This is a genomic window from Kluyvera sichuanensis, from assembly GCF_040930405.1.
In the GTDB taxonomy this organism is placed as follows: domain Bacteria; phylum Pseudomonadota; class Gammaproteobacteria; order Enterobacterales; family Enterobacteriaceae; genus Kluyvera; species Kluyvera sichuanensis.
The window spans coordinates 4725649-4743416 of the sequence record NZ_CP162271.1 but is presented as its reverse complement, the minus strand read 5'-3'; the positions used below and the strand labels follow the sequence as shown (position 1 = coordinate 4743416).

Sequence of the window (17768 nt, the reverse complement as noted above, 5' to 3'; positions counted from 1 at the left end):
AATTCATTTATCCCGTTCCGTAATCACAATGGCGCTTTGTTCCAGCTCTGCATCCAGTTGTATTTTTTTCTTCCCTGGCATGATGCGACTGTACCAGGATTTTTCTGGGGCCTCCGGGATTTTGTAGGTTACCCGCCAGACAGATTTGGCCAGGTTACGGTATCCGGCTAGCACGCCAATTGCCGTGGTCTGGGCATTCAGCGGGCGACGCAGTTTTTTTTCTTCGCCGGGACGCAGAATAAAGCTGTCACGACGTACTAAATCATCGGTAAGAACAGATTTGTCGCTGTCATGAAGAGACCAGTAATCGGCCGTCGTAAAAGTAGCGTCATTTTTCAGTTCATAAACACGTATCTCAATGGGGGCGGCCTTCTTCTGATTATCAGGATTCACTTTGTCAGAAGCTTTCACGCTCAGGTCAAGTCGCTGCGATTCGATCTCAGGTAACGCGTCATCGCTGCTGCCGCACCCGGAAAGCAGGAGCAGAGCAAAAGACATAGCTACCGCACATAACCACCCGATGGGGTTACGCCATTTATTCACTGTAAATTCCTTAAAAATCAAAAAATAAAACCGGCCAGGCATAAAGTCTGGCCGGAAAACAACCGTTAAATTTCTTTGTTAGCTTTGAAGTCATAGCCAGCGGTGATAGTGCCGCCACTGCCGCCCTGCTGGTTCTGCACCACGTATTCTTGCTTCACGGTGCTGAAAGAAAGTTCTACCGTTTCACGGGATGCAATTTCGCCATCATGACTACCGCTCGGGGACACTACCGCGACAATCAGGTCAGTAAAGGTGTACTTGAGGTACTCCAATGGGTTGCCACCTGCTTTGCGCATAACCAGAATGGCCTGCGGAATGTGCTTGCCGGAGGCGCAATACTTGAACAGGTTCGGGCTGGCACGATCGATGTAGTGATCAAAGTCCAGATTAGTAACGGATACCTTACCGGAACCGAGACCGCTCCCGGCATGCATGGTGGACTCCTGATGAACATTCCAGCGCCAACTCAACACCTCAATTTCATTTTTATGTTTGTCATCCATTGACTCGCCGTCAATACCATCAATTTTCAGAAAAATATCGTAAGCCATTTTAAATCCTTATTAATTTTCACTTAAAACAAACCAAGAACATCCCACTAATTTGCAAAGGGATAGCCGTTGCGGTACAGAATTCTCTCCCGCATAATTTATGAAGGATAAACCTGTATTTTTGATACCTATTTCATAGACACATTCACTTCAATAATAAATATCTGAATTAATAACCGCCTTTATATCTTGGACACAAAATATTCCATATGGATTTTTATATATTTAATTACAAATCAATCTCGCTGGTAAATTATCTGGACTCCAACATGTTGTGACCGCTCCCTGAAGCTTACGGGCAAGCAAAACAGTCCACGTCCCATAACTACACGAGAACCAGACTCCCCGATGATTATCCTCAGCGCCTAACACCCACCGGGTCCCCTTTTTCCCATCAACTACAGCATCTTCACCTTTCAGATCGGCCTGTTCTTTTGGGTCTCCAGATGAAAGAAAACCACCATCATTCAACATACGCTCTGCACGAGATGAGACATTCCATCCTTCGATAGAGGAAATTTTCGGAGCCTGAGAAAAATGAATAACGGCAGGGCAGACTATTTCCTCAGCATGAGCCGTCATTATCGGAAGCAACCATAACCACCCACCAATAATACAGATGTTATTCAACGATAAAATACGCTTCTGCATTGTTACTCATCCTTATATAAGTCCCGTCACTACGTATCCCCCCGTTACGTAACTTTCTTATATAACGTTTAGATACTCGAGGCTTCGCGATATCATCTTTCCATTGATCCATTACCCATATCCCACCAGTATCTTGCCCCAGATAAAAGGCCGCATGGTTACCGCTATTGTGATTTGGATAGCGCCCATTTACAAAAGTAGCGATAACTGTGCCGGGTTTAATACTTTTATTCCCAAATACAACCTCCCCAGACCGCCATGTACTCGTTTGCCCCGCTCTTACATAGTGTTGAATAAGTTCAACACACTGGTGATTGGCCCCCACTTTTTCTGTGTCTTGTAAAGACCCTGCATGAGCATATATATGTGGCATCTATAATCTTAATTTATCCCGATATTGTTTGTTAATATTCACAAAATAAATACATCAGGCATTACCCTGCTTCACCGACGGCAGTTTTGTCACCAGGCGCAGCGATCCTGTTAACCCTTCAAGCTGAAAGTGTGGTCGCAGGAAGAATTTGGCGTCGTAATACCCTGGATTCCCTTCTACCTCTTCGACCACCACTTCAGCGGCGGCCAGTGGGCGTCGAGCTTTGGTTTCCTGAGAGGAGTTCACCGGATCGGCGTCGACATAATTCATGATCCATTCGTTCAACCAGCGCTGCATATCTTCACGCTCTTTAAACGAACCAATTTTGTCGCGAACGATACATTTGAGGAAATGAGCAAAACGCGAGCAGGCAAACAGATATGGCAGACGAGCAGACAGGTTGGCATTCGCCGTTGCATCCGGATCGTAATATTCCTGCGGTTTTTGCAGCGATTGGGCGCCAATAAAGGCGGCATAGTCTGAATTTTTTCGGTGAATCAGCGGGATAAAACCGTTTTTCGCCAGTTCAGCTTCACGACGGTCGGAAATCGCAATTTCGGTTGGGCATTTCATGTCCACACCGCCATCATCGGTCGGGAAGGTGTGACAGGGCAGGTTTTCCACCGCACCGCCAGATTCCACGCCGCGGATCAACGTACACCAACCGTAGTGCTTGAAGGAACGGTTGATGTTTACGCCCATCGCGTAGGCGGCGTTGCTCCAGACGTATTTGGTGTGGTCAGAACCATCAGCATCTTCTTCAAAATCAAACTCGTCCACCGGATTTGTTTTTGCGCCATACGGCAAACGAGCGAGAAAACGTGGCATCGTCAGACCAACGTAACGAGAGTCTTCACTGGCACGCAGCGAGTTCCACGGTGCATATTCGAGGTTCTGAGTGACGATTTTGGTGAGGTCACGAGGGTTTGCCAACTCCTGCCAGGAGTCCATTTGCAGTACGGACGGGGAAGCACCTGCAATAAACGGCGCATGGGCCGACGCAGCAACTTTGGCGATAGACCCAAGCAGATCAACATCAGGCGGCGTATGGTCGAAGTAGTAATCCGCAATAATACAGCCGTAAGGTTCTCCACCTAACTGGCCGTACTCAGCTTCATACAGTTTCTTGAACATCGGGCTTTGGTCCCACGCGATGCCTTTATAACGCTTCATATTGCGCCGCAGCTCGTCTTTCGACAGATTCATAAAGCGGATTTTCAGCTTTTCATCGGTTTCTGTGTTGTAAACCAGATGCTCCATGCCGCGCCAGGAAGATTCCAGCTTCTGCCACTCGGGATGTTGTAGGATCAGTTTAATCTGTTCCGTCAATTTAAAGTCGATCTGCGCAATAATGGCGCTGATGCTTTTATAGGCATCATCACTGACGGTGACGGTGTTCGCCAGCGCCTGCTGCGCCAGCGTCTGCACAGCAGCTTCCACCGCTTTTGCCGCCTGGGTAGTTTTAGGCCGGAATGCCTGATTCAGCAGCGCATCAAATTCACCGGATGCGGAGACGGCACCCTGAGCAACCGCGTCGGCTGCTTGCATATTACTGTTTGCCATGAAAATTCCTTAAAAATTAGACATTATTCCGCTGATTCAGCGTCCACTGGCACATCGTCCTGTGCAGCGACTGGTTTTGGCGCATTCGCCAGCGTTTTCAGCAAAGTCGGGTCCTGCAACAGTTTATTGACCAGATTTTCCGCTCCGGCCTTACCATCCATGTAGGTTTGCAAGTTAGCAAGTTGGGTGCGGGCCTCCAGTAACTGGTTCAGAGCGTCCACCTTACGAGCAATCTGCGCAGGCGAAAAATCGTCCATATTTTCCAGCGTGATATCGACCATCAGCTGACCTTCTCCCGTCAGCGTATTCGGTACGGCGAAAGCCACGCGCGGCGCAATGGCTTTCATTCGTTCATTAAAGTTATCAATATCAATGTCGAGGAATTTACGATCCGTCACCGGCGGCAATTCTTCACGAGGTTTCCCGGCCAGATCGGCCAGTACCGCCATAACAAACGGCAGCTCAATTTTTTTCTCGGAGCCGTAAATCTCTACGTCATATTCAATCTGCACGCGCGGCGCGCGGTTGCGCGCAATAAATTTTTGCGCACTATTGTTGATAGCCATACCCTTTCATTTCCTTATCAATCTACCGGCGACCGCCAGAACAGCGGTACAACGGCACAGTTTAAAAATCATACTCAGAGAGAACATTTATAATTTCTTTGTTGCCTTTGTACTTTTCCCGCAACTCAGGAAGCGCGCACTTCGCCGAAGGGCACCAGGTATCAACTCCCTTTTCGATATCTTTTTTGTCCTTTTCTGGTAAAGAACTGTCCCATTCCCCGGAAAACGGCTAGTCCACTGCACGTCACTTAACGCTTTTGTCATATGCCCCTCTACGATTGAGTTTCAAAAACGATCTGCTCATGATCATCAATGCTAATATCAATCTGCCTGACGGTGGTTTTCTCCGTCATGGACTGCAGCCAGTAGCGCGATAACAGGGGCAAAATGTGCTGTTCGATATAGCCAATAAGCAGTCGCGCGCCCGTTTCATGCATTGGGCAGCGCGCCACGATATGTGCGATAACATCATTGCCATACGTCAGCGTGACGCCGTGCTGCTCGTGCATCCGCGCGACCAGTCGGTCAAGATTCAGGCGGGCAATAGCTCCGCGCGCCGTTTCATCCAGTGGCAGGTAAGGGATCACCGTCACCCGTCCAAGAAATGCCGCCGGGAAGTGTTTGCGTAATTCCGGCATCAACACCTCTTTCAGTCTCGCCGGTTCGGGCATCAGCGCTGGATCTTCACAAATCTGACTAATCAACTCAGACCCCACGTTGGTGGTCAGCAGCAGCGTGGTATTTTTGAAATCGATATGGACGCCTTCCCCGTCTTCCATCTGCCCTTTATCAAACACCTGATAGAAGAGTTCATGGACGTCATGGTGTGCTTTTTCTATCTCGTCAAGCAGCACCACACTCCAGGGATGTCGCCGTACGGCCTCCGTCAACACGCCACCGTCGCCATAGCCGACATAGCCGGGCGGCGCGCCTTTCAACGTGGAGACGGTGTGGGCTTCCTGAAACTCGCTCATATTGATAGTTATCAGGTTCTGTTCACCGCCGTAGATGGCTTCCGCCAGCGCCAGCGCGGTTTCCGTCTTACCCACGCCGGAAGGACCGGCCAGCATAAATACCCCCACCGGCTTACGCGGATCGCCAAGACCCGCTCTGGCAGTCAGGATACGTTCGCCAATCTGAGCCAGTGCGTCATCCTGGCCTGTGACGCGCAACCCCAACCGTGTAGGTAGTTCCAGCACCTGGCTGGCCTCATTTTTAACCATGCGCCCGGCGGGAATACCGGTCCAGTCGGCAACAATCGCCGCGACCACCGCCGCGCTAACTTCCGGGAACACAACAGGTTTTGCGCCCTGCCACGCCTTTAGCGCCGTTCCAGCCTCATGTAGTGGGGTTTTGTCGTCGGAATCAGCCCCAGCAATACGCAATTCCTGCAATGCATGCACCTGCTCCAGTTCCCGCTGCCAGCGAGATTCGGACACAGCCAGTTCATCATTGAGCGAGACGATCCGCGCCGCCAGCACGTCGTGCCGTTCATCCACCCGAATTCCCATTTTTTCTTGCTTTTGCAACAACGTCTGTTCCATTTCTGCCGCTTTGAGTTGCTGACGCAGAAACTGCACGCCAGCTGGCGGCGTATACAGCGATAGCGCCACACGAGCCGCAGCGGTATCCAGCAGACTAATGGCCTTGTCTGGCAATTGTCGGGCAGGAATGTAGCGGTGAGAAAGGTGTACCGCCGCGCGCACCGCTTCATCCAGAATCAATACGTTATGGTGTTTTTCTAGGGTATCCACCAGGCCGCGCACCATTTCTATTGCGGGCAATTCTTCTGGCTCAGAAATCTGTAAAACCTGAAAACGCCGGGTCAGCGCAGGATCTTTCTCAATATGGCGTTTGTACTCACTCCAGGTCGTGGCGCCAATGGTGCGCAGGGTGCCGCGCGCCAGCGCTGGCTTCAGCAGATTTGCGGCATCACCGGTACCGGACGCGCCGCCAGCCCCCACAAGGGTGTGGACCTCATCGACAAACAAAATAACCGGCTGCGGCGAGCGCCCGGCCTCTTCCAGCAATCCTTTCAGACGCGATTCAAATTCGCCTTTTAACGAGGCTCCGGCCAGCAATGCTCCGACATCCAACGCCAGCAACCGTACGTCCCGCAGTGCGGGTGGCACTTCGCCCTGCGAAATCGCCAGAGCAAAACCTTCAACAACGGCCGTTTTCCCGACGCCCGCGTCACCAGTCAGCAGCGGATTGTTCTGACGGCGGCGCAGCAGGATATCTGTCATAGTACGAATTTCGTGCTCTCGTCCCGTCACCGGGTCAATTTTGCCGTCACGTGCCAACGCCGTCATATCCTGGCAGTACTTCGCCAGCGCAGACTTTCCTCCCAACGTATCTACAGGCAGTGCCTGACTGCTTTCACCGGGGATCGCGGACGCCAGACCAGAGTCGTCATAAGACAGTTCCTGCGCTTCCAGCGATTTCTCGATCAACGAGGGTAATATTTCCGTCAGTTCATCAACCGGAAGTCCTGCCAGCGGCTCACAGATATTCACCAGCACCCGACGCAACTCCGGCGTAGCCAACCAGGCCAGCAACAACCAACCGCTGCGAATTTTGTTATCGCCATAGCGAATGCTCGCCAGCATCCAGGCTTTTTCAATACTAAGATCAATATGGTGGGAAAAATCACTGATAGCAGTGGCGCCAGAAGGCAACATATCCAGTTGCCGCAGTAATTTTTTCTCAACATCAGTAAGCGATATTTGGTAATACCGTAGAACATGAAGGATATCGTTATCGGGTTGCTGTGTTAGCTGATACACCCAATGAGTTAACTCAACCCAGGGATTCGATCGTAGTTTACAAAATGCCGTTGCAGATTCCAGCGTTCGAAATAACGAACCGGCCAATTTTCCATATAACGCACTGCGGGAAACGAAAGTGTCCATCTGTTATGCCCTATGACATAAAAATCCATAAAGAAAGCACGTAAACACACATAAAAATATAAAAAAAACTTCACCATCAGACTCAACGATATACCAAAACAAAACGATGATACAGATCACGGATTGAATAGCAACTAAGTCGTTAATATAAAAAACCTAGCACCATGTGTGAAAAATCAGAAAACAAAAAACTTTGAAGTATAATATTTCAAAAAAGACAACTGCGTCAGAAAATCATGAAAAAACATATTCATAAAGCAGATACAAATAAACATATCGCGTATAAAAAACCATCCATGCATTTAGTTAAATTAATTAATAAATCAGAAATCATTAAATTCCATAGAACAGAAATTTAATATATACAAATATCGCAATGAAAAAAGAAAAAGCATGGATATTACAAAAAGTTCAGGCACTCGGTATTGCTGACAATACACAGTACCCCGCAGGGAACCAGGTCATATTTACTTCTGCCGCGCCGTATATTCCCGTCTTTAGTCCAAATGGAAAAGACAGTACAGCACTCTGCCTTGTTCGTCATGAAGAAGCATGGTGGGTTATAAATCATTCTGATGACCTATGCTGCGCTGTGAATGAACAAGTGGTGGCCCCCAGTCACCGCATGCGACTGAACGATGGAGATACACTCGAATGGGGCCTATCATCCTGGCGTCTTATCCGCAATGGCGAAGAATTCTCCCCTAACGTGCCGTTACCTCAGCCAACTCAATCATCGGCATCGGGTGCTGAGTACCTGGATCTCGACTGGTTTAAAAAGCAACAAATCCATTCACAGAATCCATTCGATATCATTCCCAGCCGAGAAGTGGGGTTTTCCGGCTCAGATGAAAAAACCGAAAATCCTTTACATCAGCTTTACCAGGAATATCAGCAGGCGCTGCAGTCCCCCGAGCAGGAATACCAACCCCGAACAGAACCATTTACGTTGAATGAGGAGGTTACCGGACGGGATTTGGCATCTCTATACGAACGGAAAACCTACGCGGATACATTGCTGGATATGGTGGCTGGCGCCCCAGGTATTGATGCCATTCTGGATACGCTGGACACTACCGGTGAGGGCGATATGTCCTGGCTGGCGGCGGAATCACTGCCTGATATCCTCCATCTGCTCTCACCAGAACAGACCGGGAAAGTCGTCTCTAACGAGACGCTACCCGACCTAACCCGTCGCGAGCATCGTATCATCGGCATCGACAGCCACTACCGGATTACCCCCACAGAGAAAAATGGAGTTACCGCCCATGAAAAAAACTGACGCGCTCCCAGCCACTCTATCCGCTCTGATACAGAAACACTCTATTACCGAAGGGATTCAAATAGCGGAGCAGCAAGTACGGAAGGATCCGGCAAAGGCGCTCTGCCGCCACAGCCTGTTTCAGTTGTTGTGCGTAGTCGGAGACTGGTCGCGGGCACTGCACCAACTTCAGCTATGTGCCAGAATGGATGCAAATTATACCCAGGAGGCCCGACTGTATAGGGAACTGGTTCGCTGCGAAATGTTCCGCCGTTCCGTCTTCCAGGGCGAGCAGAGGCCTGGTTTTCTTCTGCCGCCGCCGGTCTGGATGGAACCGTTACTGGCGGCGCTAGCTTGTCATGGCGATACGAGCGAAGTTGATGGGTATCGTCATGCTGCGCTGGCGGACATAACGGATACCGGCGGGCAGTGGAACGGCGGCGCATTTGACTGGGCGAGTGATAGTGATTCCCGCCTTGGCCCGGTACTCGAACTGATCGCTGGCGGCGTGTATATCTGGCTACCGTTTTCGCAAATCTACTCGCTGGCATCCCCACAACCAGCACGCCTGACCGATTTGCTGTGGAAACCGGTCAATATCAGGCTAGTGAACGGCGATACGCTCGGTGCCTGGCTGTTTACCCGCTACAGTGGATCGGAGAGTTCGTCCGATGTCCTGCGCCTGTGCAGGGAAACGACCTGGCAGGACGGCCCCGGCGAAACCACCGTGCAAGCGCTGGGGCAAAAAGTCTGGCTCACCAGTCACGGCGACGTCTGTTTGCTAGATATGAGTCATTGCACCTTTCGGGTGAAAGAAGGCGGTGGCGTATGAACTCCCCCCGCTTTACACATGCTAACCACCTGCAGCCAACGCTGTTTGATCGACTGTGCGACAATGCCCCGTACCAAAAACTTGACCGGGATATCAGCGTTACGCCAGTACAGTTGAAGGAGATCATTCGCCGGGATCTCTCTTTCCTGCTCAATACCATTAGCCACGAAGGCGACATTGACGCCCGGCGCTACCCGCATGCGGCAGCGTCAGTCCTCAACTATGGCCTACCGCCGCTGGCAGGCAGTTTTATGTATGAACACAAGTGGGACGATATCAGCCAGGCGATCCGACGCGCCATTATCCGTTTCGAACCCCGACTGGACGCTGCTACGCTTAGGGTCACGCCATTGCTGGATGAAGCCCGACAGAGCAGTCATAACACGCTACTGTTTGAAATTCGCGCACAAATTCTGACGCAACCGTATCCCACCGAGTTTCTGGTACGCAGCGCGCTGGACATGGAACTGAGCCACATTACGTTCTTTTAATACAGGGCATTATTCATGGAACCACGGCTACTCGAGTATTACAACCGCGAACTAAGCTACCTGCGGGAAACCGGCGCTGAGTTCGCCGCCCTTCATCCCAAAATTGCCGCTCGGTTAGGAATGCAAAGCACGGATATTGCCGACCCGTATGTGGAACGCATGATCGAAGCATTCAGCTTTCTGACCGCTCGTACTCAGCTAAAAATTGATGCCGAGTTTCCCCGCTTCACTCAACGGTTGCTGGAAATAGTCAGCCCCAACTATGTCACCCCCACGCCATCAATGGCGGTAGCAAAACTGCATCCCGATACACAGGAAGGGGACCTGGCGAAAGGATTCATCGTTCCACGCGATACCGCATTCATTTCCCCCATACCGGAAGGCGAAAATACCGCCTGCCAATTTCGCAGCAGCCAGGACGTCACGCTGTGGCCGCTATCCATCGAAGAGGTTCGCCTGACCGCCGCGCCGCCGGATATGCCTGCTCTACATCGCTATCTGCCGCCCAATATCCATGTCGCCGGGGCGCTACGTATCACCCTGAGAACCTTCGGGGAAATGACCTTCAGTGAACTTGCTGGACCGGAAAGGCTGCCCTTTTATCTCTGCGGCGAAGAGCGGATTGCGTCACACCTGTTTGAACTACTGCATACCAGCGCTGTCGCCACGCTGGCCGGAGAACCTGGACACTTTGACGGCGAACTGAACGTGAACCTGAAGCACCCGGTTGAGCACGAAGGACTGGCGCCGGATCAGGGACTGCTTCCGCTCGCCTGGAATGTATTTCACGGCCATAATCTGCTGCATGAATTTTTTGCCTGCCCAGAGCGGTTTTATTTCTTCACTCCGACCGGATTATCTACCGGACTGCAAAAAGTGCAGGGAAATGTGGCGGAAATCGTTGTGCTGCTTAACCGCCTACCGCCGGACTGGCTTATTCACCAAACAGATTCGACACAGTTCAGCCTGTTCTGTACGCCGGTGATCAACCTATTTCCTCGGACCACCACCCGTCTCGAAGTCACTCACAGCGTAACGGAACAACACCTGGTCGTGGACCGCACCCGCCCACTGGATTACGAGGTATTTTCCGTCCAGGAGGTTGAAGGTCTGGAAGCGGAAACCACGCGAAAAATAGTTTTCCGTCCTCTGTATCACACTCGCAATAATGACGAAGGTAGCCACGGACGCTATGGCCGTTATTTTTCACTACGACGGGAACCGCGCCTCTCATCAGAAAACGCTCGCCGCTATGGCACCAGAACATCCTACATCGGATCGGAGATTTTCCTATCTCTGGTCGATCAGCATGAAGCGCCCTATCCAGAAAATCTACGCCATATTACCGTCACGGCAATGGTAACTAACCGCGACCTGCCCTGTCTGCTCCCGCGTAATGGCCAGAATGACCTTACCGTGGATGCCGCCATTCCGGTGGCAGGCGTTGGCTTGATCAAACCTCCACGGCCGCCGCAACCGCCGCTGGCTGAACGCGAGATGGCCTGGCGACTGATTCGACAGTTATCGTTTAACTATCTGCCTCTGGCCGATCTGGATCACCGTACCGGCGGGCAGGCGCTACGCGATCTGCTGAACCTGTTTATTCCGCTTGACGACAGCTCGCAGTCGCGGCAGGTACGCAGCCTGATTGGCTGCAAGACTACCCCGGTGACCCGCCGCCTTCCCGGCTCTGGCCTCCTGGTGTATGGCCGGGGCGTCAGTTGCGAACTGACCGTGGATGAAGAAGGATTTTCCGGTATCAGCCCTTATTTGTTCGGCCTGATTCTGGAACACTATATCGCCCGCCATGTTTCCATTAATACGTTTTCACAGATGACGCTGCACTCAATGCAGCGTGGGCATGTCATGACCTGGCCGGTCAGAACCGGGCAACGGGGAAGCGTATGACCATGGCGCGCGCAGGCGCCCTTGAGCAGGCGCAGAAAACCCCATGGCGTTACGGATTCCTGAACCTGATGCGACGTGTGAACGTACAGCTCTGCGATGCTCCGGCTGGCAGTACCTGGCAGCCACGTATGGAAAAATTCCGCCTGGGGCAAACGCCCGCCATGACATTTGCACCACGAGAAATCGCGCAGATTGCCTGGCAGGATGGTCGCCTGCACCTGAGCCTGTATAGCCTCGGATTATGGGGACCGAACGGCCCGCTGCCGCTACACTATACAGAGCTGGCGCTAAATCGCTCAGAGAGCCGTCACGATCCGACGCTGGTTCATTTCTCCAATATTTTTCACCATCGCTGGCTGACACAGTTCTGGCAGGCATGGCATAGCGGCCAGTCGGCCGGTGGGGCGCTGGACAAACCGGAGCATGACCGTTTTTCGTTTTATATCGCCAGCCTCAGTGGACAGGATCTACGTGAAAGCGCGGAAAGCCCGCTTTCAGACCATGTTCGCCTGGCCGCTTCCGCCCATCTGGTGCGCGAGTCCCGTAACCCAGACGGACTGGCCGCCACGCTGGCGCACTTTTTCAGCGTGTCTTTTGCGGTGAAAGAGTTTGCCCTGCACTGGATAACCGTGGCAGACGATGAAATCACCCGCCTCGGCGCACCTGCGCAGTCATCGGTAGTGGGCAACGGGGCACTTATAGGTCAGGCCGTACCAGACATGCAGTACAAATTCCGGCTGGTTATCGGCCCGCTCACGCTGGAAGATTACCTGCGTTTTCTGCCCGGTGGCAACAACCTGCCCACGCTGACAGAACTGGTACGCGCATTCATCGGTTTTGAATATTGCTGGGAAATTGAGCTCCAACTGAAACCTCACGTAGCTCCGCCCGCGATCATTGGCGGCGAACAACAGCTTGGCTGGACGACCTGGGCAGGTAGAGCCATGCATGACCACCCAGTTACCGGCATGATTTTTGAACCTGAACACGACTTAACCTACTGAGAGTTATTATATGGATATTCTCCTGACTGAGGCGGTAAACGCTGAACAACCTTGCGGTCCCGATCCGGAGTACGACCCGGAGTATCTGCTGCTGTTCAGCCGCGCAGTTCCCAAGGCGGAGGCACAATACGGTGATTTTGTCAGTACACCGGAAACGGTTAACTGGTCGGAAATTGAGCGAGATGCGCGCCGACTGCTCACGCGCAGCAAGGATATTCGTGTGTTGATCCTGCTGCTACGCAGTCGCATCCAGCAGGCTGGGGCACAAGGGTTAGCGGAAATGCTCAGTCTACTGGCAGAACTGGGCGTTATCTGGCCAGACGCGCTCCATCCACAATTGCTCACCGATGAAGGCGCGTCTGCAGAGTCTATTGAGGATGCTGCACTGGCGCGCAGTAATGCCCTGGCGGCGCTGTTAGATCACGAAGGCGTAATGGCGGATATTCGCAGTATCACACTGTCCAACCATGCCGCCCTGCGCCTTCAGGTACGGGATGTGGAGCGCGCATTGTCCGCCCCCCGTCCGCCTGATGCGCTAACTCCCGAATCCGTACGACAGCAACTCGCTGATCTCGAAGCCCGTGGGGTATTACCGCTGGCGGCGTTTCGCGAAGCGCTGGAATGCATCGAACGCTTGCAGGAGTGGGCGCGTGAGACATTAAACGACCTGGCGCCGGATTTTTCACGCCTACGGAAATTATTGGCGTTACTGCCAGGCGTGGTACAGACAACCACGCCGGAACTGGAACTCCCTCCGTCTCCGCTATCAGCATCAGCGCCGATCTCCGACGACGCAGGAGTGATTAGGGATAATGCTGTTCCGGTTGCCACTGAAAACGAGCAGCCTGCCAACATTTCCCCCGGCATATCCGTTCCACGCAATGCTGAACTGGGGGCAATTGCCGATCGCAACGATGCGCTGGAACGCCTGCGCTGTATTCGCCGCTGGTTTGAGAGCAAGGAACCCAGCAGTCCGACCATCCCGCTGCTACGCCAGGCTGAGAGACTAGTAGGAAAGCGATTTTCGGAAGTCATTAACGAAATACCGATGGAACTACTGGAGAAGTGGGATTCGCCGGAGTGAAAGAGGTAGTACGACCGCATTCGGCCCGCAGGAGCCCATCTTGATGATGTAGACTGGCTTATCGATAGTGCGTTGAAATGGTGCCGATAATAGGAGTCGAACCTACGACCTTCGCATTACGAATGCGCTGCTCTACCAACTGAGCTATATCGGCCCTGCAAGACGTGTTCACGAACGTGAATCACGGGACAAAAGGTTAAAACTAACCGGGCGATGCGTCAATAGTCAGGTTAATCAACCGCCTATTTTTGCATCGCCCGCTATCAATTACGCACGAATGGTATCGTCGCCGAAGCCGATCCACTTGTAGGTGGTCAGCGCTTCAAGACCCATTGGGCCGCGCGCGTGTAGTTTCTGCGTGCTCACCGCCACTTCTGCACCCAGGCCGAACTGGCCGCCGTCGGTGAAGCGGGTGGAGGCGTTGACGTACACCGCTGAGGAGTCCACTTCGTTGATGAAACGGTTGGCGTTGCTCAGGGTGCGGGTCAGGATAGCATCGGAGTGCTGGGTGCCGTGTTGGCGGATGTGTGCAATCGCACTGTCCATATCCGGAACCACCACTACATTAAGATCCAGCGACAGGAACTCGTTATCCAGCTCTTCTGCCTGCAGCGGTACCAGCTTCGCCGGGCCTTTCAGCTCGCGCATCACGGTGTCGTCGCCGTGCAGCGTCACGCCGCTTTCGGCCATCTGCTTGCTCAGCGCCGGCAGGAAGCGGTCAGCGATGGACTGATTCACCAGCAGCGTTTCCACGGTGTTACAGGTGCTTGGACGCTGGGTTTTGGCGTTGACGATAATCTTCAGCGCCGGTTCAATCTCAGCGGTGTCATCCACGTAGATATGGCATACGCCGATACCGCCGGTGATAACGGGAATAGTCGACTGTTCACGGCACAGCTTATGCAAGCCAGCGCCGCCGCGCGGGATCAGCATATCGATGTACTTATCCATACGCAGCATTTCGCTGACCAACGCACGATCCGGATTCTCAATGGCCTGAACGGACGCTGCTGGCAGGCCGCACTCTTTCAGCGCGCGTTGAATCACGCCGACGGTGGCGGCGTTGGTGCGGTAGGTCTCTTTCCCACCGCGCAGAATAGCGGCGTTACCGGTTTTCAGGCACAGCGCGGCAACGTCAACGGTGACGTTCGGGCGAGCTTCGTAAATCACACCGATTACGCCCAGCGGGACGCGGCGACGTTCGATGCGCAGGCCGCTATCGAGCAGCCCACCGTCAATCACCTGCCCCACCGGGTCGGCCAGCGTACACACCTGGCGGACATCGTTCGCAATCGAAGTCAGACGCGCAGGGGTCAGCGCCAGACGGTCGAGCATGGCTTCACTCAGGCCGCCTTCACGGGCCTGGGTTAAATCTTCGGCGTTAGCGCGCAGGATCTCATCGCTATGAGATTCCAGATAATCGGCAATTGTTTCCAGAACCCGGTTTTTCTCCCGGCCGGATAGCAGCGCCAGTTTGTAGGAGGCCTGCTTGGCGGCAATGCCCATTTGTTCCAGCATGTTGAACTCCTTAGCGGGTGATCATGTCGTCGCGATGCACGGCAACCGGGCCGTACTCGTAGCCGAGAATGGCATCAATTTCCTGCGAATGGTGCCCGGCGATAAGGCGCAGCGCATCGCTGTTGTAACGGCTTACGCCGTGGGCGATGTCGCGGCCAGCAAGGCTACGGATGCGGATCACTTCACCACGAGAGAAGTTGCCTGTCACGTTTTTAATGCCTTTTGGAAGTAATGAACTCCCACGTTCCAGAATCGCCGAGGTGGCGCCTTCATCCACTATCAATTCACCGGCCGGCGGTGCGCCAAAGATCCAGCGTTTGCGGTTTTCCAGCGGGGTATCCTGCGCGTGAAAACGGGTGCCGACGGAGACATTCGCCATCACGTCGCCAATCACGCCCGGCAGACTACCGGCGGCAATAATGGTGTCGATACCGGCGCGGCAGGCGACGTCAGCGGCCTGCAGCTTGGTGCCCATGCCGCCTGTGCCCAGGCCAGATACGCTGTCACCAGCGACGGCACGCAGCTCATCGTCAATGCCGTAGACGTCTTTAATCAGCTCGGCGTCCGGGTTGCTGCGCGGGTCGGCGGTAAACAGCCCTTGCTGATCGGTGAGCAGCAGCAGCTTATCGGCACCGGCCAGAATCGCCGCCAGCGCGGAAAGGTTGTCGTTATCGCCAACCTTAATCTCTGCGGTCGCCACCGCATCGTTTTCGTTAATTACCGGAACAATGTTGTTATCAAGCAGCGCACGCATGGTGTCACGGGCGTTGAGGAAGCGCTCACGGTCTTCCATATCGGCGCGGGTCAGCAGCATCTGACCGACGTGGATACCATAGATGGAGAACAGCTGTTCCCAGAGCTGAATTAAGCGGCTCTGGCCAACGGCAGCCAACAGTTGCTTGGAAGCAATAGTCGCGGGCAGTTCAGGGTAACCCAGATGCTCACGCCCGGCGGCAATTGCTCCTGACGTTACGATAACAATTCGATGCCCAGCTGCGTGGAGCTGAGCGCACTGGCGAACCAGTTCGACAATATGCGCGCGATTCAGGCGGCGCGATCCGCCCGTTAAAACACTGGTGCCCAGTTTGACCACCAGCGTCTGACTATCACTCATGATTCTCTGCCGTTAAAAATAAGAAATATCAATACCAGACCAACGTTGTAGCAGGTGTCAGGCCGCTTGCCAACAGGCAGCGCAGAAAGCGAGGGGTTTTGTTGCGCGGGATCAGGCAGCCTAGTGGAGAATATTGACATTTTTATGACAGAAAAACTTAAACATACTTTTTTATATTTAATCTGACATTGTCATAAATTTTTAACACGGGAAGGATAAAAACGTTCCTGTTTTTTCACAGTGGTCTTTCACAGCAAATTTTAAAGCTAAAAAATCGGGATTGAGAAATGCAAAAAACAACTCTGGCATTAACGATGATGGGTATTATTGCTTCTTCTTCAGCTATGGCAGCAGAAGTTTATAACAAGGATAGTAATAAACTGGATGTTTACGGCAAAGTAAGAGCAATGCACTACATGAGCGATGATTCCAGCTCCGATGGCGATAAAACATACGTTCGTTTCGGCATTAAAGGCGAAACCAAAATTAACGACCAGCTGACCGGTTATGGTCGCTGGGAATCTGAGTTTGCTGGCAATAAAGAAGAAAGCAGCACCACCTCTTCACAGAAAACTCGTCTGGCATTTGCTGGTCTGAAATTAAAAGACTTCGGTTCTTTTGACTACGGTCGTAACCTGGGTGCGCTGTACGACGTTGAAGCCTGGACCGATATGTTCCCGGAATTCGGCGGTGACTCTACCGGCAAAACCGATAACTTTATGACCAAGCGCTCCAGCGGCCTGGCCACCTATCGCAACACCGACTTCTTTGGCATGGTCGATGGCCTCGATTTAACCCTGCAATATCAGGGTAAAAATGACCGCGCCTACGATACCGCTAACGGCGACGGCTTCGGTACCTCTGTTGCCTATGACTTCGGCGGCAGCGATTTCGCTATCAGCGCAGCGTACACCAACTCTGACCGTACCAACGTTCAGCAGCTAAAATCTCTGGCTAACGGCGGTAAAAACGCAGAGTCATGGGGCACTGGCCTGAAATACGATGCCAACAACATTTACCTGGCGATGGTTTATACCGAAACCCGCAATATGACCCCAATTAAAGGAAAGGCAGATATCGATCAGGGCTTCGCCAATAAAGCACAGAACTTCGAAGCGGTAGCACAATACCAGTTCGATTTCGGTCTGCGTCCATCCTTGGGCTACGTGCAGATGAAAGGTAAAGACCTGGGCAATGGTATCGGCGATCAGGACCTGATGAAATATGTTGACGTAGGCGCGACCTACTATTTCAACAAAAACATGTCCACCTTTGTTGATTATAAAATCAACCTGGTTGATGAAACTGCGGTCACTAAACGCCTGGCGATTATGACGGATAACGTCGTAGCCGTTGGTATGACCTACCAGTTCTAAGGTTGAAAATAATAACGCCAG

16 protein-coding genes and 1 tRNA gene are annotated in these 17768 nt (G+C 52.7%); 7 read left to right on the top strand and 10 right to left on the bottom strand.

Annotation, left to right across the window (positions count from 1 at the left end):
• Positions 1-3: 3 nt before the first annotated feature.
• From tssJ to tssH, 7 genes are all read right to left on the bottom strand, one after another.
• The gene (gene tssJ, locus AB2B48_RS22570; RefSeq protein ID WP_368300289.1) at positions 4-543 is read right to left on the bottom strand and encodes a type VI secretion system lipoprotein TssJ; all 540 of its coding nucleotides are present in this window, start codon (positions 541-543) and stop codon (positions 4-6) included.
• A gap of 65 nt (positions 544-608) precedes the next feature.
• Complete coding sequence (locus tag AB2B48_RS22565; protein WP_368300287.1) at positions 609-1094, bottom strand: Hcp family type VI secretion system effector; 486 nt, start codon at positions 1092-1094, stop codon at positions 609-611.
• Between the two features lie 225 nt (positions 1095-1319).
• Positions 1320-1745, bottom strand: coding sequence for an STY0301 family protein (locus AB2B48_RS22560; protein ID WP_368300285.1), 426 nt, complete (start codon positions 1743-1745; stop codon positions 1320-1322).
• On the bottom strand, positions 1717-2118 hold the full coding sequence (locus AB2B48_RS22555) for a BPSL0067 family protein (RefSeq protein ID WP_368300283.1): 402 nt from the start codon (positions 2116-2118) through the stop codon (positions 1717-1719). The genes AB2B48_RS22560 and AB2B48_RS22555 overlap by 29 nt, the downstream gene beginning before the upstream one ends.
• A 54-nt stretch (positions 2119-2172) precedes the next feature.
• Positions 2173-3681 carry a type VI secretion system contractile sheath large subunit gene (tssC, locus tag AB2B48_RS22550; RefSeq protein WP_368300282.1) on the bottom strand — a complete coding sequence of 503 codons (1509 nt, stop codon included), beginning with the start codon at positions 3679-3681 and terminating at the stop codon, positions 2173-2175.
• A 23-nt stretch (positions 3682-3704) separates the two neighbouring features.
• Positions 3705-4247 (bottom strand): type VI secretion system contractile sheath small subunit, encoded by a 543-nt coding sequence (tssB, locus tag AB2B48_RS22545; RefSeq protein ID WP_368300281.1) that lies wholly within the window; start codon positions 4245-4247, stop codon positions 3705-3707.
• 272 nt (positions 4248-4519) lie between these two features.
• Complete coding sequence (gene tssH / locus AB2B48_RS22540; RefSeq protein WP_368300280.1) at positions 4520-7159, bottom strand: type VI secretion system ATPase TssH; 2640 nt, start codon at positions 7157-7159, stop codon at positions 4520-4522.
• Positions 7160-7535: 376 nt separating this feature from the next.
• Here tssH and tagK point away from each other — a divergent pair, with 376 nt between their 5' ends.
• From tagK to AB2B48_RS22510, 6 genes are read left to right on the top strand one after another with little or no spacing between them, the layout of a single operon-like run.
• The gene (gene tagK / locus AB2B48_RS22535) at positions 7536-8441 is read left to right on the top strand and encodes a type VI secretion system-associated protein TagK (protein ID WP_368300279.1); all 906 of its coding nucleotides are present in this window, start codon (positions 7536-7538) and stop codon (positions 8439-8441) included.
• The gene (locus AB2B48_RS22530; RefSeq protein ID WP_368300278.1) at positions 8428-9252 is read left to right on the top strand and encodes a type VI secretion system accessory protein TagJ; all 825 of its coding nucleotides are present in this window, start codon (positions 8428-8430) and stop codon (positions 9250-9252) included. Before tagK ends, AB2B48_RS22530 begins: the two co-directional genes overlap by 14 nt.
• The gene (gene tssE / locus AB2B48_RS22525) at positions 9249-9743 is read left to right on the top strand and encodes a type VI secretion system baseplate subunit TssE (protein ID WP_368300277.1); all 495 of its coding nucleotides are present in this window, start codon (positions 9249-9251) and stop codon (positions 9741-9743) included. The genes AB2B48_RS22530 and tssE overlap by 4 nt, the downstream gene beginning before the upstream one ends.
• Positions 9744-9758: 15 nt before the next feature.
• On the top strand, positions 9759-11651 hold the full coding sequence (tssF, locus tag AB2B48_RS22520) for a type VI secretion system baseplate subunit TssF (RefSeq protein WP_368300275.1): 1893 nt from the start codon (positions 9759-9761) through the stop codon (positions 11649-11651).
• A gap of 2 nt (positions 11652-11653) precedes the next feature.
• On the top strand, positions 11654-12655 hold the full coding sequence (gene tssG, locus AB2B48_RS22515; RefSeq protein WP_368301995.1) for a type VI secretion system baseplate subunit TssG: 1002 nt from the start codon (positions 11654-11656) through the stop codon (positions 12653-12655).
• A gap of 10 nt (positions 12656-12665) precedes the next feature.
• Positions 12666-13739, top strand: coding sequence for an ImpA family type VI secretion system protein (locus AB2B48_RS22510; protein ID WP_368300274.1), 1074 nt, complete (start codon positions 12666-12668; stop codon positions 13737-13739).
• Positions 13740-13817: 78 nt separating this feature from the next.
• On the opposite strand, the gene AB2B48_RS22505 is transcribed toward AB2B48_RS22510, so the two are convergent.
• The 3 genes from AB2B48_RS22505 to proB form a co-directional block, all read right to left on the bottom strand.
• Positions 13818-13893, bottom strand: a tRNA-Thr gene (locus AB2B48_RS22505).
• Between the two features lie 113 nt (positions 13894-14006).
• Complete coding sequence (gene proA, locus AB2B48_RS22500; RefSeq protein ID WP_368300273.1) at positions 14007-15257, bottom strand: glutamate-5-semialdehyde dehydrogenase; 1251 nt, start codon at positions 15255-15257, stop codon at positions 14007-14009.
• A 10-nt stretch (positions 15258-15267) separates the two neighbouring features.
• Complete coding sequence (gene proB / locus AB2B48_RS22495; protein ID WP_185669662.1) at positions 15268-16371, bottom strand: glutamate 5-kinase; 1104 nt, start codon at positions 16369-16371, stop codon at positions 15268-15270.
• Between the two features lie 287 nt (positions 16372-16658).
• Between proB and phoE the strand changes: the two genes are divergently transcribed.
• Entirely contained in the window at positions 16659-17747 is a 1089-nt protein-coding gene (phoE, locus tag AB2B48_RS22490; RefSeq protein WP_368300272.1) for a phosphoporin PhoE, read from the top strand.
• Positions 17748-17768: the final 21 nt, after the last annotated feature.